At 68.1% G+C, this 15,828-nt stretch carries 14 protein-coding genes and 1 pseudogene; 14 read left to right on the top strand and 1 reads right to left on the bottom strand.

The window, feature by feature from the left end:
- Nucleotides 1-533 (top strand): annotated as a pseudogene (locus tag WAX14_RS20755) (phenylalanine--tRNA ligase subunit beta); the annotation flags it as partial.
- A gap of 60 nt (nucleotides 534-593) precedes the next feature.
- Here WAX14_RS20755 and WAX14_RS20750 read toward each other — a convergent pair.
- Nucleotides 594-947 carry a hypothetical protein gene (locus WAX14_RS20750; protein WP_422629931.1) on the bottom strand — a complete coding sequence of 118 codons (354 nt, stop codon included), beginning with the start codon at nucleotides 945-947 and terminating at the stop codon, nucleotides 594-596.
- Between WAX14_RS20750 and WAX14_RS20745 the strand changes: the two genes are divergently transcribed.
- The 13 genes from WAX14_RS20745 (at nucleotide 940) to tyrS (ending at nucleotide 15,491) form a co-directional block, all read left to right on the top strand.
- The gene (locus WAX14_RS20745; protein ID WP_422629930.1) at nucleotides 940-1,362 is read left to right on the top strand and encodes a hypothetical protein; all 423 of its coding nucleotides are present in this window, start codon (nucleotides 940-942) and stop codon (nucleotides 1,360-1,362) included. The two genes, WAX14_RS20750 and WAX14_RS20745, sit on opposite strands and share 8 nt — an antisense overlap.
- 161 nt (nucleotides 1,363-1,523) lie before the next feature.
- On the top strand, nucleotides 1,524-2,597 hold the full coding sequence (gene argC / locus WAX14_RS20740; protein WP_422629929.1) for an N-acetyl-gamma-glutamyl-phosphate reductase: 1,074 nt from the start codon (nucleotides 1,524-1,526) through the stop codon (nucleotides 2,595-2,597).
- 56 nt (nucleotides 2,598-2,653) lie between these two features.
- Nucleotides 2,654-3,862 (top strand): bifunctional glutamate N-acetyltransferase/amino-acid acetyltransferase ArgJ, encoded by a 1,209-nt coding sequence (gene argJ, locus WAX14_RS20735; protein ID WP_422629935.1) that lies wholly within the window; start codon nucleotides 2,654-2,656, stop codon nucleotides 3,860-3,862.
- A 26-nt stretch (nucleotides 3,863-3,888) separates the two neighbouring features.
- Complete coding sequence (gene argB, locus WAX14_RS20730) at nucleotides 3,889-4,806, top strand: acetylglutamate kinase (RefSeq protein ID WP_422629934.1); 918 nt, start codon at nucleotides 3,889-3,891, stop codon at nucleotides 4,804-4,806.
- Entirely contained in the window at nucleotides 4,803-5,993 is a 1,191-nt protein-coding gene (locus tag WAX14_RS20725; RefSeq protein ID WP_422629928.1) for an acetylornithine transaminase, read from the top strand. Before argB ends, WAX14_RS20725 begins: the two co-directional genes overlap by 4 nt.
- Before the next feature lie 3 nt (nucleotides 5,994-5,996).
- Nucleotides 5,997-6,926: an ornithine carbamoyltransferase gene (gene argF / locus WAX14_RS20720; RefSeq protein WP_422629927.1), complete on the top strand. Its 930-nt coding sequence runs from the start codon at nucleotides 5,997-5,999 to the stop codon at nucleotides 6,924-6,926.
- A gap of 2 nt (nucleotides 6,927-6,928) precedes the next feature.
- Nucleotides 6,929-7,453: an arginine repressor gene (locus tag WAX14_RS20715; RefSeq protein ID WP_422629926.1), complete on the top strand. Its 525-nt coding sequence runs from the start codon at nucleotides 6,929-6,931 to the stop codon at nucleotides 7,451-7,453.
- Between the two features lie 46 nt (nucleotides 7,454-7,499).
- On the top strand, nucleotides 7,500-8,699 hold the full coding sequence (locus WAX14_RS20710) for an argininosuccinate synthase (RefSeq protein WP_422629925.1): 1,200 nt from the start codon (nucleotides 7,500-7,502) through the stop codon (nucleotides 8,697-8,699).
- Nucleotides 8,700-8,704: 5 nt separating this feature from the next.
- Nucleotides 8,705-10,135 carry an argininosuccinate lyase gene (gene argH / locus WAX14_RS20705; RefSeq protein WP_422629924.1) on the top strand — a complete coding sequence of 477 codons (1,431 nt, stop codon included), beginning with the start codon at nucleotides 8,705-8,707 and terminating at the stop codon, nucleotides 10,133-10,135.
- Nucleotides 10,136-10,298: 163 nt separating this feature from the next.
- Entirely contained in the window at nucleotides 10,299-13,295 is a 2,997-nt protein-coding gene (locus tag WAX14_RS20700; RefSeq protein WP_422629933.1) for an acyl-CoA synthetase, read from the top strand.
- A gap of 40 nt (nucleotides 13,296-13,335) precedes the next feature.
- On the top strand, nucleotides 13,336-13,557 hold the full coding sequence (locus tag WAX14_RS20695; protein WP_422629923.1) for a Trm112 family protein: 222 nt from the start codon (nucleotides 13,336-13,338) through the stop codon (nucleotides 13,555-13,557).
- Complete coding sequence (locus WAX14_RS20690; RefSeq protein ID WP_422629932.1) at nucleotides 13,520-14,206, top strand: DNA-3-methyladenine glycosylase; 687 nt, start codon at nucleotides 13,520-13,522, stop codon at nucleotides 14,204-14,206. The genes WAX14_RS20695 and WAX14_RS20690 overlap by 38 nt, the downstream gene beginning before the upstream one ends.
- 7 nt (nucleotides 14,207-14,213) lie before the next feature.
- Nucleotides 14,214-15,491, top strand: a complete 1,278-nt coding sequence (gene tyrS / locus WAX14_RS20685; protein ID WP_422629922.1) for a tyrosine--tRNA ligase — start codon at nucleotides 14,214-14,216, stop codon at nucleotides 15,489-15,491.
- Nucleotides 15,492-15,828: the final 337 nt, after the last annotated feature.

Raw genomic sequence — 15,828 nt, 5'->3', positions numbered from 1 at the left:
CGTTCGCCGCGGCCGATACGGTTGCGGCGGCGGCCGGGGTGCGGCTTGAACGGCGTGCCGCGCAGTACCTGCCGTGGCATCCGGGTCGCTGCGCCGAACTGCTCGTCGACGGGAAGGTAGTCGGGCACGCCGGTGAGCTGCATCCCGCGGTGATCGAACGTGCCGGGCTTCCGGCCCGGACCTGCGCGTTCGAACTGGACCTCGATGCACTGCCGATCGTCGAGTCGTTGCCCGCCCCGGTGGTCTCACCGTTCCCGCCGGTGCTGCAGGATGTCGCGGTCGTCGTCGATTCGGCCGTGCCCGCGGCCGGTGTCGAAGCTGCGTTGCGCGCGGGTGCGGGGGATCTGCTCGAGGACGTGCGCCTGTTCGACGTGTTCGCAGGCGCCCAGGTCGGTGAGGGTCGCAAGTCGCTGGCGTTCGCGCTGCGCTTCCGCGCTCCGGACCGCACACTCACCGAGGACGAGGCGAGCGCCGCGCGTGACGCCGCTGTAGCGTCCGCGTCGGCTGCGGTGGGGGCGCAACTGCGCGGATGACAACCGGGTGGGCACGTACGTAACCGTCGGGGGCGTGCGTGCCCACCCGCTTCTCTGTGGTCAGAGCCTGATCCATCCGGGCCACCACGCCGGGATTCCGTCCTCGCACACCGGTGTCGGGTCATTGCCGCCCGGGTTGTGCCGGATCGACAGATGCAGCCACTCGGTGGCGACGGACGTCAGAACGAGAGCCGTCGCGAACCGGGCACCCCGGAGCAGCACCGCCGTGCCGATGAGGCGCGCCAGTGTCAGCGTCCCCAGGACGGGAAGGTCGACGAACAGCACCGTGGTTCCGACGGCGGGGCCGACGTCGCACGCGCGCCAGATCCGCGCCACCAGCGCGACAGAGATGAGTGACGCCGCGGCCGCATCCCAGCCCGATGCGCGGCCGACGTAGCCTGGAAACATGACCACGGACCCGACCGACCCCGACCGTGCGCCCGAACCCGATCGGCCGGTACCGGATGTGACGCCGGCCGAACCGACATCGCCGACCGTGCCCGACGTTCCGCCCGGACCGGATATTCCGGACGTGACGCCCGCCGAACCGGAGCCGGAGATCGAGCCGGACCCGGTGGTGCCGGACGTGACGCCGGCCGAAGGTGTTCGCGCACCGACGATCGGAGAGATCACCGGCTACACCGAGGGTGGCGTGCCCACCTTCGATTCGGTCCGGGACAAGATCGAGAAACGTCTCGGCACTGCGATGGGCGCGGAGGAACTGGCGCGAGATTCCGAACCCGCCCGAACTCTCGACGAGGAATTCGAGGATAGGAAGAAGGCGGCCGCGGACAAACTCGCGGAGATCCGGCGATCGATGAGTCGCTGACCCGACGTCCACCGGCGATTCGTCCCCACCCATTTGAGCGAGTGTGCCGCTCCGTCGATTGAATGAGACCAGCGATACATTCGCTCGACGGGGGAGGAGCGCAGGGGCGGTCCGGCGACCCGTGGGTGAATACATTTGCATCACTGTGCATAATGAATCGTATGGGTAACTCACCGGCATTCACGGCGACGCCGCAGTCGCCGATTCGGGTCGCGGTGGCGGGCGCCAGCGGCTACGCGGGCGGCGAAGTCCTGCGACTGCTTCTCGCGCATCCCGCCTACCACGACGGCTCCCTCGTCTTCGGCGCACTGACCGCAGGCGGCAACGCAGGCGCCACCCTCCGCGAGTTCCATCCCCACCTGCTGCCGCTCGCCGACCGCGTGCTCGGCGCCACCGACATCGCCACCCTCACCGGCCACGACGTCGTCTTCCTCGGCCTGCCCCACGGACACTCGGCGATCATCGCCGAACAACTGCCCGACACCACCGTCGTCATCGACTGCGGCGCCGACTTCCGGCTCGAATCCAGCGACGACTGGCAGCGCTGGTACGGCGGCGACCACGCAGGCACCTGGCCGTACGGCATGCCGGAACTGCCCGGCAAACGCGAGCAACTCGTCGGCGCCACCCGCATCGCCGTGCCCGGCTGCTACCCGACGTCCGCATCGCTCGCGCTCGCCCCGGCGGTCGCCGCCGGCATCGTCGAACCGAAGGTGCAGATCGTCGCCGTGTCCGGCACGTCCGGCGCAGGCAAATCCCCGAAGGTCGACCTCCTCGGCTCCGAGGTGATGGGCTCAGTCCGCGCATACGGCATCGCCGGGGCACACCGGCACACCCCGGAAATCAAACAGAACCTGTCCGCCCTCGCCGGCACCGACGTGACCGTCTCCTTCACCCCCGTCCTCGCACCCATGCCGAGGGGCATCCTCGCCACCTGCACCGCACCGACCACCGCGACCGCAGCCGAAGCCCGCGCCGTGTACGAGAAGGCATACGGCGACGAACCGTTCATCCACCTGCTGCCCGACGGCGTCCTGCCCGCCACCGGCTCGGTGGTCGGTTCCAATGCCGTGCAACTCGCCGTCACCGTCGACACCGACGCGGGCCTGCTGATCGTCGTCGCCGCCCTCGACAACCTCACCAAGGGCACCGCCGGAGCCGCGGTGCAATCCATGAACCTCGCGCTCGGCCTCCCCGAAACCGCCGGCCTGTCCACCGTAGGAGTAGCACCGTGACCGACCCGACCCCGACCGCAGCGGACACCAACGCCGAGCACGTCTACGCCGACGCCGTGAAAATCGCCGGTGGCCGACTCGTCCGGACCCAGGGCGTGACCGCCCCCGCCGGCTTCCGTGGCGCCGGAATTCGGGCCGGCATCAAAATCAACGGCAACCCGGATCTCGCACTCGTGTTCAACGAAGGCCCCGATCTCGCCGCCGCCGGCGTGTTCACCAGCAACAAGGTCAAAGCCGCACCGGTGCTGTGGTCCCAGCAGGTCCTCACCGCCGGTGCGCTGCGCGCGGTCGTCCTCAACTCCGGCGGCGCCAACGCGTGCACCGGGCCGGGTGGCTTCCAGGACACCCACGCGACCGCCGAGGCCCTCGCCGACGCGTTGAGCAACTGGGGAACCGACACCGGCGCCGGGGAAGTCGCGGTGTGCTCCACCGGCCTGATCGGCGACCGACTGCCCATGGACAAGGTACTCGCCGGTGTACAGGAGATCGTCCACGAACTCGCCGGTGGCATTTCCGGGGGTACCGACGCCGCCTACGCGATCATGACCACCGACACCGTCCCGAAGCAGGCCGCACTCCACCACCTCGACAAATGGAACGTCGGCGGCATGGGCAAGGGCGCAGGCATGCTCGCCCCCGCCCTCGCCACAATGCTGGTCGTCCTCACCACCGACGCGGTCGCGACCGCAGCCCATCTCGACGAGGCGCTGCGCCAGGCCACCAGCCGGACCTTCGACCGACTCGACGTCGACGGTGCCACCTCGACCAACGACACCGTGCTGCTGCTCGCCTCCGGTGCCAGCGGTGTCACCCCCACACAGGACGAACTGAACGCGGCGGTCCTCGCCGTGTGCGACAGTCTCGCCGATCAGATGATGGCCGACGCCGAAGGCGTCACCAAACGCGTCACCGTCACCGTCCGCGGTGCCGCCACCGAAGGCGACGCCCTCGTCGGCGCCCGCACCGTCGCCCGCGACAGCCTCGTCAAAACCGCATTGTTCGGTTCCGACCCGAACTGGGGCCGCGTCTTGGCCGCCATCGGCATCGCCCCGATCGAACTCGACCCGAACACGATCTCGGTGCGGTTCAACGGCAGCCCCGTCTGCATCGACGGGGTCGGCGCGCCGGGCGCCCGCGACGTGGACCTGTCCGGCATCGACATCGCTCTCGACATCGACCTCGGCATCGGCGACGCCGAGGTCTCCATCCGCACCACCGACCTGTCCCACGCGTACGTCGAAGAGAACTCGGCGTACTCGTCGTGACAGCACAGAGCGCAGCGCAGAACAGGATGGGAGACGACGTGACCGACGACCTCATCGCCGGCCTCACCGCGCACCAGAAGGCATTCGTGCTGGCCGAAGCGCTGCCATGGCTGCAGAAGTTCCGCGACAAGATCGTCGTCGTCAAGTACGGCGGCAACGCGATGATCGACGACGACCTCAAATCGGCGTTCGCCGCCGACATGGCGTTCCTGCGCACCGTCGGCATCCATCCGGTGGTCGTGCACGGCGGTGGACCACAGATCAACGCGATGCTGAAGCGGCTCGGCATGGACGGTGAGTTCCGTGGCGGCTTCCGCGTCACCACCCCCGAGGTCATGGACATCGTGCGGATGGTCCTGTTCGGCCAGGTCGGTCGCGAACTCGTCGGCCTCATCAACAGTCACGGCCCGTTCGCCGTCGGCATCTCCGGTGAGGACGCCCGGCTGTTCACCGCTACCCGCCGCACCGTCGTCGTCGACGGCACCGACACCGACATCGGCCTCGTCGGCGACGTCACCACCGTCGACCCCGCCGCCGTCCTCGACCTCATCGCCGCCGGACGCATCCCCGTCGTGTCGACCATCGCGCCCGACGCCGACGGAGTCGTACACAACATCAACGCCGACACCGCCGCAGCCGCGCTCGCCGAAGCCCTCGGCGCCGAGAAACTCGTCGTCCTCACCGACGTCGAAGGCCTCTACACCGCTTGGCCCGACCGCGACTCCCTGACCTCACAGATCGACACCGCCGCCCTGGCCGCCCTGCTGCCGTCCCTCGACGCGGGGATGGTCCCGAAGATGGAAGCGTGCCTGCGCGCCGTGCACGGTGGCGTCCCCACCGCGCACGTCATCGACGGCCGCCAACCCCATTCCGTCCTGCTCGAACTGTTCACCCAGGAAGGCATCGGCACCATGGTCGTTCCCGGTAAGGAAGGAAACGCATGACCGGCACCTCGGATCTGCAGCAACGCTGGGCGCATTCGCTCATGCACAACTACGGCGTGCCGAAGGTTGCGCTCGTCTCCGGCGACGGCGCCGTCGTCACCGACGCCGACGGCAAGCAATACCTCGACCTGCTCGGCGGCATCGCCGTCAACAGCCTCGGCCACCGGCACCCGGCGATCATCGACGCCGTGACCACGCAGCTCGATCAGCTCGGCCACGTGTCGAACCTGTACGCCTCCCCGCCGGTACTCGAACTCGCCGAACGGCTCCTCGCACATTTCGGACACGAAGGACGCGCCTTCTTCTGCAACTCCGGCACCGAAGCCAACGAAGCGGCTTTCAAGATCGCGCGGCTCACCGGCCGGCCCAAGATCATCGCCGCGGAGAAGGCCTTCCACGGACGCACCATGGGTGCGCTCGCCCTGACCGGCCAGCCCGACAAGCGCGCACCGTTCGAACCGATGCCCGCCGGCGTCGAATTCGTGCCCTACGGTGACGCCGCAGCCCTCGAGGCCGCCGTCGACGAGGACACCGCCGCCGTGTTCCTCGAACCGATCATGGGCGAATCCGGTGTCGTCGTACCACCCGAGGATTACCTCGCCGCGGCCCGGCGCATCACCACCGCGAAGGGTGCACTGCTCGTCCTCGACGAAGTGCAGACCGGTATCGCCCGCACCGGCACCTTCTTCGCACACCAGGCTGCCGGGATCGTCCCCGACGTGATGACCCTCGCCAAGGGCCTCGGCGGTGGCCTGCCCATCGGAGCGGTCATCGCCACCGGCCCCGCCGCCGAACTGTTCCAACCCGGCAAACACGGCACCACCTTCGGCGGCAACCCGGTCTGCGCCGCCGCCGCACTCGCGGTGCTCCGCACCATCGACGAACAGAACCTGCTCGACCACGTCGACTCCGTCGGCAAGCACCTCGCCACCGGCATCGAAGAACTCGGCCACCCCCTCGTCGACCGCGTCCGCGGCTCCGGACTGCTCCTCGGCATCGTCCTGGCCGAACCCCGGTCCGCCGCGGTCGAGGCCGCCGCACGCGACGCCGGCTACCTCGTCAACGGCGCCGCACCCGACGTCATCCGGCTCGCGCCGCCGCTGATCCTCAGCGAGCAGCAAGCCGACGGATTCATCGCCGCGCTCCCCGCGATCCTCGACACGGCCCAGCAGGAAGGAACGAACTAACCCATGGTCAGGCACTTCCTGCGGGACGACGACGTCACACCCGCCGAACAGGCACAGATCCTCGATCTCGCCGCCGAACTCAAGAAGGCGCCGCTGTCCCGGCGGCCCCTCGAAGGGCCGTACAGCGTCGCCGTCCTCTTCGACAAGACCTCCACCCGCACCCGCTTCTCGTTCGACGCGGGCATCGCCCAACTCGGCGGTCACCCGATCGTCGTCGACGCCGGCTCCACCCAAATCGGCAAGGGCGAAACCCTCGAGGACACCGCCCGGGTCTTCTCCCGCTTCACCGAAGCCGTGGTGTGGCGCACCTACGGCCAGGACCGCATCGAAGCGCTCGCCGAACACTCCACGGTGCCCGTCGTCAACGCGCTCACCGACACCTTCCACCCCTGCCAGGTGCTCGCCGACCTGCAGACCATTCGCGAACACAAGGGCAGCACGGCCGGCCTGTCCATGGCGTACTTCGGCGACGGCGCCAACAACATGGCGCACTCGCTGATGCTCGGCGGGGTCACCGCAGGCATGCACGTCACCATCGCCTCCCCGACCGGATTCCTGCCCGACCCCGACGTCGTCGACGCGAGCCGCGCACGTGCCGCGGACACCGGCGGCAGTGTCACCGTCACCGACGACCCACGCGCCGCCGCGACCGGCGCCGACGTGCTCGTCACCGACACCTGGGTGTCGATGGGACAGGAAGACGACGGACTCGACCGCGACTCGGTGTTCCGCCCGTTCCAAGTCAACGCCGACCTGCTCGCCCTGTCGAAACCCGACTCCATCGTGCTGCACTGCCTGCCCGCCTACCGAGGCCGCGAGATCACCGCCGACATCCTGGACGGACCCCGCGCCGTCGTGTGGGACGAAGCCGAGAACCGCCTGCACGCGCAGAAGGCGCTGCTCGTGTGGTTGCTCGAGCAGCAGGAGAACTGACCGTGAGCACCGCCGCGAATCGAGCAGACGGTGCGGACCGCAGCGCCGCGTCCGCCGCCCCGACGCGCGCGGCGCGGCAGGCACGGATCACCACGCTCGTCGCCACCCGCGAGGTGCGCAGCCACACCGAACTCGCCGCGCTGCTCGCCGACGAGGGCATCGAGGTCTCCACCGCCACCCTCTCTCGCGACCTCGAAGAACTCGGCGCGGTCAAACTTCGCGCCGCCGACGGGGGAGCCGGCGTGTACGTCGTCCCGGAAGACGGAAGCCCCGTCCGCGGGGTGTCCGGAGGCACCGACCGGCTGTCCCGGCTCCTCGGCGAACTGCTCGTCTCCACCGACTGCAGCGGCAACCTCGCGGTGCTGCGCACACCCCCCGGGGCAGCGCACTATCTGGCCAGTGCACTCGATCGGGCATCATTACCTGAGGTGGTCGGCACGATCGCCGGCGACGACACCATCGCGGTGATCGCACGGGAGCCGATGACGGGGGCCGAACTGGCCGCAAAAATCGAATCACTCGCCTGAACTACTACCCATTGACGTCAGTCGAACAAGAAGGAGCGCAAGAACAATGGCCGATCGCGTCGTACTCGCCTACTCGGGCGGGCTGGACACCTCCGTTGCCATCAGCTGGATCGGCAAGGAGACCGGCAAGGAGGTCGTCGCCGTCGCCATCGATCTCGGCCAGGGCGGCGAAGACATGGAGGTTGTGCGTCAACGTGCCCTCGACTGCGGTGCCGTCGAGTCCGTCGTGATCGACGCCAAGGACGAGTTCGCGAACGAGTACTGCCTGCCCACCGTCCAGGCCAACGCCCTGTACATGGACCGCTACCCGCTGGTGTCTGCGATCAGCCGCCCGTTGATCGTCAAGCACATCGTGCAGGCCGCCCGCGAACACGGCGGCACCATCGTCTCGCACGGCTGCACCGGCAAGGGCAACGACCAGGTGCGTTTCGAGGTCGGCTTCGGTGCTCTCGCCCCCGACCTGCGGGTCATCGCCCCGGTCCGCGACTACGCGTGGACCCGCGAGAAGGCCATCGCCTTCGCCGGCGAACACAACCTGCCGATCAACGTCAGCAAGAAGTCGCCGTTCTCCATCGACCAGAACGTGTGGGGCCGCGCCGTCGAAACCGGCTTCCTCGAAGACCTGTGGAACGCCCCGACCAAGGACGTCTACGACTACACCGAGGACCCCACCCTCAACTGGCAGGCCCCTGACGAACTGATCGTCAGCTTCGAGGCAGGCAAGCCCGTCGCCATCGACGGCAAGCACGTCACCGTCCTCGAGGCGATCCAGCAGCTCAACCAGCGTGCCGGAGCCCAGGGCGTCGGCCGCCTCGACATGGTCGAGGACCGCCTCGTCGGCATCAAGAGCCGCGAGATCTACGAGGCACCCGGCGCCATCGCCCTGATCACCGCGCACCAGGAACTCGAGCACGTCACCCTCGAGCGCGAACTCGGCCGCTACAAGCGTCGCGTCGAGGAGCGCTGGAGCGAGCTGGTGTACGACGGCCTGTGGTTCTCGCCGCTGAAGTACGCGCTCGACGCGTTCATCGCACAGACCCAGCAGCGCGTCACCGGTGACATCCGCATGTCGATGCACGGCGGGCACATCACCGTCAACGGCCGCCGCAGCCCCGAATCGCTGTACGACTTCAACCTCGCCACCTACGACGAAGGCGACAGCTTCGACCAGTCCAACGCCAAGGGTTTCGTGCAGATCCACGGCCTGTCGTCGAAGGTCGCCGCCAAGCGCGACCTGGGCCTGTAGCGATCATGACCAGCCAGGACCCTCACGGCACCAACGAAGGCGCCCTGTGGGGTGGCCGGTTCGCAACCGGACCGGCCGCCGCCATGGCCGCGCTGAGCAAATCCACCCACTTCGACTGGGTCCTCGCCCCGTACGATGTGCGCGCCTCCCAGGCACACGCGAAGGTCCTGCACCGGGCCGGACTGCTCAGCGACGGCGACCTCGCCACCATGCTCGACGGGCTCGATCGGCTCGCCACCGACGTCGCCTCCGGCACGTTCGTTCCCGCCGAATCCGACGAAGACGTCCACGGTGCCCTCGAACGCGGACTCATCGACCGGGTCGGACCGGACGTCGGTGGCCGCCTGCGCGCGGGCCGGTCCCGCAACGACCAGGTCGCTACGCTGTTCCGGATGTGGCTGCGCGACGCCGCGCGGCGCATCTGTGACGGTGTGCTCGATGTCGTCGACGCGATCGCCGGCCAGGCCGCCGCCCACCCGCAGGCGGTCATGCCGGGCAAGACGCACCTGCAGGCCGCACAACCGGTTCTGCTCGCGCATCACCTGCTCGCGCACGCACACCCGCTGCTGCGTGACGTGCAGCGCCTGCACGATTTCGACAAGCGTGCCGCAGTGTCCCCGTACGGGTCCGGTGCGCTCGCCGGGTCGTCGCTCGGGCTCGACCCCGACGCGATCGCCGCCGAGCTGGACTTCGACTCGGCCGCCGACAACTCGATCGACGCGACCAGCTCGCGGGACTTCGCGGCCGAGGCCGCGTTCGTGTTCGCGATGATCGCGGTCGACCTGTCCCGCATGGCGGAGGAGGTGATCCTGTGGAGCACCCCGGAGTTCGGGTACATCACCCTCGCCGACGAGTGGTCCACCGGCTCGTCGATCATGCCGCAGAAGAAGAACCCGGACGTGTCCGAACTCACCCGCGGCAAGGCCGGGCGTCTCATCGGCAACGTCACCGGCCTCCTCGCAACCCTCAAAGCGCAGCCGCTCGCGTACAACCGTGACCTGCAGGAGGACAAGGAACCGGTGTTCGATTCGGTGGCGCAGCTCGAACTGCTGCTCCCGGCGATCACCGGCCTGATCGCGACGCTGACATTCCACACCGACCGGATGGCGCAACTCGCACCCGCCGGGTTCACCCTCGCCACGGACATCGCCGAGTGGATGGTGCGCCAGGGCGTGCCGTTCCGGGTCGCGCACGAGGCGGCCGGTGCCTGCGTCAAGGTCGCCGAAGGCCGGGGCGTCGGACTCGACGACCTCACCGACGAGGAACTCGCCGCGGTCGATCCAGCCCTCACCCCGCAGGTGCGGGAGGTGCTCACCGTGGAAGGGTCCATTGCGTCGCGCGATGCGCGCGGCGGCACCGCGGGGGCGCGTGTCGTCGAGCAGCTTGCCCGGGTCCGTGCGACGGCGCAGGATCTGAGGAGCCGGTCCGGCTCCTGACCGATCACCACAGGCCGGTTCGAACGATGCAGGGTGTGACGCACACAGGTGTGACGCACACAGGTGTGACGCACACTGTATTTCGAACCGGCCTGTGGTGTGCAGAACGTGTGGTAGGCTGAAATGCCGGACAGGTCGAATGGCGAAACGCGCGGCGGATGGGATGCAGTTCGTGGGACTCGGAAGTGAATCGGTGATGGGGCCGCTGCGCCGCATGGTGGCGACGGCGCAGAACGGGCTCGAAGTGCTTCGCTTCGGTGGCCTGGAGACGGGTGCGACACCGTCGCCGTTCCAAGTTGTCGCACGAACTCCGATGTATCGCTTGCGTCGTTACTTCCCGGAGTCCGATACCGCGGATTCGGGGATACCGATCGTGTTGGTTCCGCCGATGATGATGTCGGCGGATCTGTACGACGTGACGCGGGACGCGGGCGCTGTCGGAATGCTGCACGCCGTCGGACTCGATCCGTGGGTCGTCGATTTCGGGTCTCCGGATCAGGAGGAAGGCGGTTGGCAGCGCACCCTCACCGACCACATCGTCGCTCTCGACGAGATCGTCGACCGGGTGCGCGAGTACACCGGACACGACATTCACCTCGCCGGGTACTCCCAGGGCGGCATGTTCTGCTATCAGGCCGCGGCATACCGGCGTAGCCGGAACATCGCGAGCCTGGTCACGTTCGGCAGTCCCGTCGACACCCTGGCGGCACTGCCGCTGGGTATCCCGGATGCCGTCGCGGTCCGCGGTGCGGACTTCCTCGCCGATCACGTCTTCAACCGGATGGCCATCACCGGGTGGATGGCCCGCACCGGCTTCCAGTTCCTCGATCCGATCAAGACCGTGCGCGCCCGCGCCGAGTTCGTCATGCAACTGCACGACCGCGAAGCGCTGCTGCCACGCGAACCGCAACGCAGGTTCCTCGACACCGACGGCTGGGTGGCATGGTCGGGCCCCGCGGTCGCAGACCTGCTGCGTCAGTTCGTCGCGCACAACCGCATGGTCAGCGGCGGGTTCGTCATCAACGACCGGCCGGTCACCCTCGCAGACATCACCTGCCCCGTCCTCGCGTTCGTCGGCGAGGTCGACGACATCGGCCAGCCCCTCGCGGTCCGTGGCATCCGCAGGTCCGCCCCGCGCGCTGAAGTATATGAATACCTCTTGCGCGCGGGTCATTTCGGACTGGTCGTGGGATCGGTAGCGGCGCAGCACACGTGGCCCGCCGTCGGCGAATGGGTGCTGTGGCGCGAAAAGCAGGGGGATCGCCCGATCGGTATCGTCCCGATGGCAGTTCCCGAACCGCACGCCGAGGGCGAGACAGGAGTGTCCGTCACCAGCAGGCTGACCCACACCGTCACCACCATCGCGGAAGTCGGCGTCCAGGTGAGTAGAGGAATCGCGGAGATCGCTGCCGGCACCATTCGCGGTGCGCGAGAACTGTCCGAGGAAGCCGCACGGGCACTCCCGCGGCTGGCGCGGCTCGGTCAGATCCAACCGCACACCCGGATCTCCGTCGGAAGCCTCCTCGCGGAACAGGAACGCAAAGTCCCGGACCGCGAAAGTTACATCTTCGAGGACCGGGTCTACACGTACGCGGCCGTCAACCGACGCATCGACAACGTCGTACGCGGCCTGATCCACTGCGGTGTCCGCCCGGGCATGCACGTCGGCGTGCTCATGGAGACACGCCCCAGTGCCATGGCCGCGCTCGCCGCGATCTCCCGCATCGGTGGTGTGTCGGTGCTGTTGCCGCCCGGTCCGGACCTGGAGGAGACATTGCGGCGGGGCACCGTCGAGAAAATCGTCACCGACCCGGAGAACCTCGCGACCACGGTGGCGGCAGGTCTGCCCGCACTCGTCCTCGGCGGCGGCGACGTCCGCGACATCGACGTCGAACCCGGCTCCGACGTCGTCGATCTGGAACGCCTCGACGTCACCACGGTGGAGTTGCCGGGGTGGTACGTACCGAACCCCGGAACGGCCCGCGAACTCGCCTTCATCCTGTTCACCGGTCACGGCGACTCGCTCGAGATGAAGCTCATCACCAACCACAGGTGGGCACTGTCCGCGTTCGGCACCGCGACCGCCGCCGCGCTCGGTCGCGGAGACACCGTGTATTGCCTTGCGCCCCTGCATCACTCGTCGGGCCTTCTGGTGAGCTTCGGTGGTGCGCTCGCAGGCGGATCCCGCATCGCGCTGTCCCGGGGACTGGACCCTGCACGATTCAGCGACGAGGTACACCGCTACGGCGTCACTGTCGTCACCTACACCTGGTCGATGATGCGCGACATCCTCGACAGTCCGTCGCTGCACATCGACGACAGCCATCCGGTGCGTCTGTTCATCGGGTCCGGCATGACACCCGGACTGTGGCGCCGCACCATGGAACGATTCGCACCCGCACAGGTACTCGAGTTCTACGCGTCCACCGAGGGAGCAATCGTGCTCGCGAACGTCTCCGGCGCCAAGGTCGGCGCGAAGGGGCGGCCACTGCCCGGCAGTACCGATGTCCGGCTGGCCGCCTACGATCCCGCCGGCCGACGATTCCTCGAGGACGAACGAGGCTTCGTCCGGGAAAGCACACCCGGAGAAGTGGGATTGCTGCTCGGACGCCAGAGCTCGACGGCAGATCTCTCCGCCGGCGTGATGCGTGGTGTGTTCGAAGCCGGTGATGCGTGGATACCCACCGAGAACCTGTTCCGGCGTGATGCGGACGGCGACTATTGGCTGCTCGACAACAAGCGGACCGTCATCCTCACCGCCCACGGACCCGTCTACGCGCAGCCGGTCGTCGACGCACTCGGCGCACTGCCGCGAGTCGCGCTCGTCGTCGCCTATGACGTGCACGCAGGCGAGGCGGACCTCGCCGTCGCCGCGTGCACACTGAGGGAGAACGCGGCGCCGACCGCCCTCGAGATCACCGCGGCGCTCGACGTGCTGCCACCTTCCGAGCGACCCGATGTCGTCCACGTGGTGCCGGACATCCCACTCGGCCCCTCGTTCAGGCCCGTCGCGGACACGCTGCGGGCGCAGGGATTGCCGCGACCGACCGTGCGGTCCTGGTACGCAGATGCCGAGACCGGAACCTACAAGCGGCTCACCAAAGCGGTCGCGGCACGACTGGGGTCGGGCATCGTCGGTACCGGTTCGGCTGCACGGTAGCCTGATCCGGTTCGCACATCGCACTTCGAGAGGGACAACGGTGGCTGTCGACCCCACGCTGTTGAGCATCCTGGCCTGCCCGCAGGACAAGGGGCCGTTGCTCCTCGTGGATGATTCGGTTCTCTACAACCCTCGGTTGCGGCGCGCCTACCCGATCGAGAACGGTATTCCCGTCCTGCTCGTCGACGAGGCCCGCGATGTCACCGACGCCGAAGCCGACGACTATGCCGCGCGCGGGGTCGCCGGCTGGACCCAGGACTGACCGACTGATCTGCGACGACGCCAGCTCGCGGGAACTGCTTGCCGCGGCCGATCCGGTCGCGGGTGCCCGCGCGTTGCTCGGCGCGATCATTCGCGTCGGCGACGTCGCGCTGCGTATCAGCGAAGTCGAGGCGTACGGCGGACCCGACGGCGGACCGTGGCCGGACCCGGCCGCGCATTCGTATCGTGGCTGCACCACGCGCAACGCCGTCATGTACGGCCCCGCCGGGCATTTGTACGTGTATCGAAGTTACGGGCTCCATCACTGCGCGAACATCTCGATCGGCGCCGACGGGGTGGCGGGAGCTGTCTTGCTGCGGGGGGCGCAGGTGGCGTCGGGAACCGACATTGTCCGCGCGCGCCGAACCCCAGGTATCGCGGCCCCGAATCTTGCGAAGGGTCCGGGGAATCTCGCGGAAGCGCTCGGCCTGACACTCGCGGACAACGGTGTTGACGTGTTCTCCGCAGAGGCGCGTGTTCGTCTCGTCCTCGGCGCGGCCGCTCCGCCGGCCCGGGTGGCGTCCGGTCCGCGCGTCGGAATCAGTCGGGCTGCCGACAGACCGTGGAGGCTGTGGATACCAGGATCGGTCGGTGTCTCGGCGTACCGGCGCAGCCCACGTGCGCCGACCGCCGATCGGCGGATGGGATGATCGAACGGTGACTGAGCACATTCTCGACGAACTGACCTGGCGCGGGCTGATCGCCCAATCGACGGATATCGACGCGCTGCGCCGTGATCTCGACGCGGGGCCGATCACGTTGTATGCCGGATTCGACCCGACCGGGCCGAGCCTGCACGCCGGACATCTCGTCCCGCTCCTCGCCCTCAAACGATTCCAGCGAGCCGGCCACCGCCCGATCGTTCTCGCAGGTGGAGCCACCGGAATGATCGGCGATCCACGAGATGTGGGGGAGCGGACGATGAACTCCGCAGATACCGTCGCCGAGTGGTCCGAGCGGATTCGCAGCCAACTCGAGCGGTTCGTCGACTTCGACGATTCACCGACCGGTGCCGTGGTAGCGAACAATCTGGACTGGACCGGAAACCTCGGTGCAATCGACTTCCTGCGCGGAATCGGCAAGCACTTCTCGGTCAACGTGATGCTCGCGCGCGACACCGTCAAGCGTCGACTCGACGGCGACGGCATCTCGTATGCGGAGTTCAGCTACATGCTTCTGCAGGCCAACGACTTCGTCGAACTGCGCCGCACGTACGGCTGCACGCTTCAGGTCGGCGGCTCCGACCAGTGGGGCAACATCATTGCGGGTGTCGAACTGAACCGACGCACGGACGGCGAATCGGTGCACGCGCTCACTGTTCCGCTGGTGACCTCCGCCGACGGCAAGAAGTTCGGCAAGTCTACCGGCGGGGGCAGCCTGTGGCTCGATCCGGACATGACCACGCCGTACGCCTGGTACCAGTACTTCGTGAACACCGGCGACGCCGACGTGATCAAGTACCTGCGCTGGTTCACCTTCCTCGATCAGCGAGAGCTCGCCGATCTCGAGGTCGCGACCACGGAACGGCCTCAGGCGCGCGAAGCTCAGCGCCGGCTCGCGGCCGAGATGACGACGCTGGTGCACGGCGAGGAGAACACCCGTGCCGTCGAGCTGGCGAGCCGGGCCCTGTTCGGCCGGGCGGAGCTCACCGGCCTCGACGAGGGCACCCTCGCGGCGGCGCTCGCGGAGGCGTCGATCGCCGAGGTTCGCGACGGCGCGTCGTCGACGATCGTCGACTTGCTCGTGGCGACCGGGCTCTGTGAGAGCAAGGGTGCGGCGCGGCGTGCTGTGAAGGAAGGCGGCGCGTCCGTCAACAACGGCCGCATCTCCGACGAGGAGTGGACGCCGGCCGAGTCGGACCTTCTGCACGGACAGTGGCTCGTCGTCCGACGCGGCAAGAGAAACTTCGCCGGCGTGCGCGTGACGCGCAACTGACGACGCGTGATTGTTACCGCTGACGGGCCGTTGACCTGCGGATTTGACGGCCCGTTAGCTGTGGCGTAACTTAGTCGTCGTTCGAGCGACAGGGACACCAACCCGGACCGCAAGGTTCGGAAAGTAGTGGTGTCGCGGATATGCCCGAATGGCTCAGTGGAAGTCGTGACCGGATCACAGTTTTGACTCGGTTAGGACGATCTGCTAAGTTGGAACAGTTGCCCCGGAGCGGCCGAGTGTGTCTCGGTGGTGATGGTGTGTGCGTGTTCTTTGAGAACTCAACAGTGTGCCGATGAATGTCAGTGCCAATAATATATTGGTGCGATCACTTCGCTTT

It is taken from the genome of Rhodococcus sp. (in: high G+C Gram-positive bacteria) (assembly GCF_049299235.1).
Lineage (GTDB): Bacteria > Actinomycetota > Actinomycetes > Mycobacteriales > Mycobacteriaceae > Rhodococcus.
This window is presented reverse-complemented; position numbering and strand designations above follow the sequence as displayed.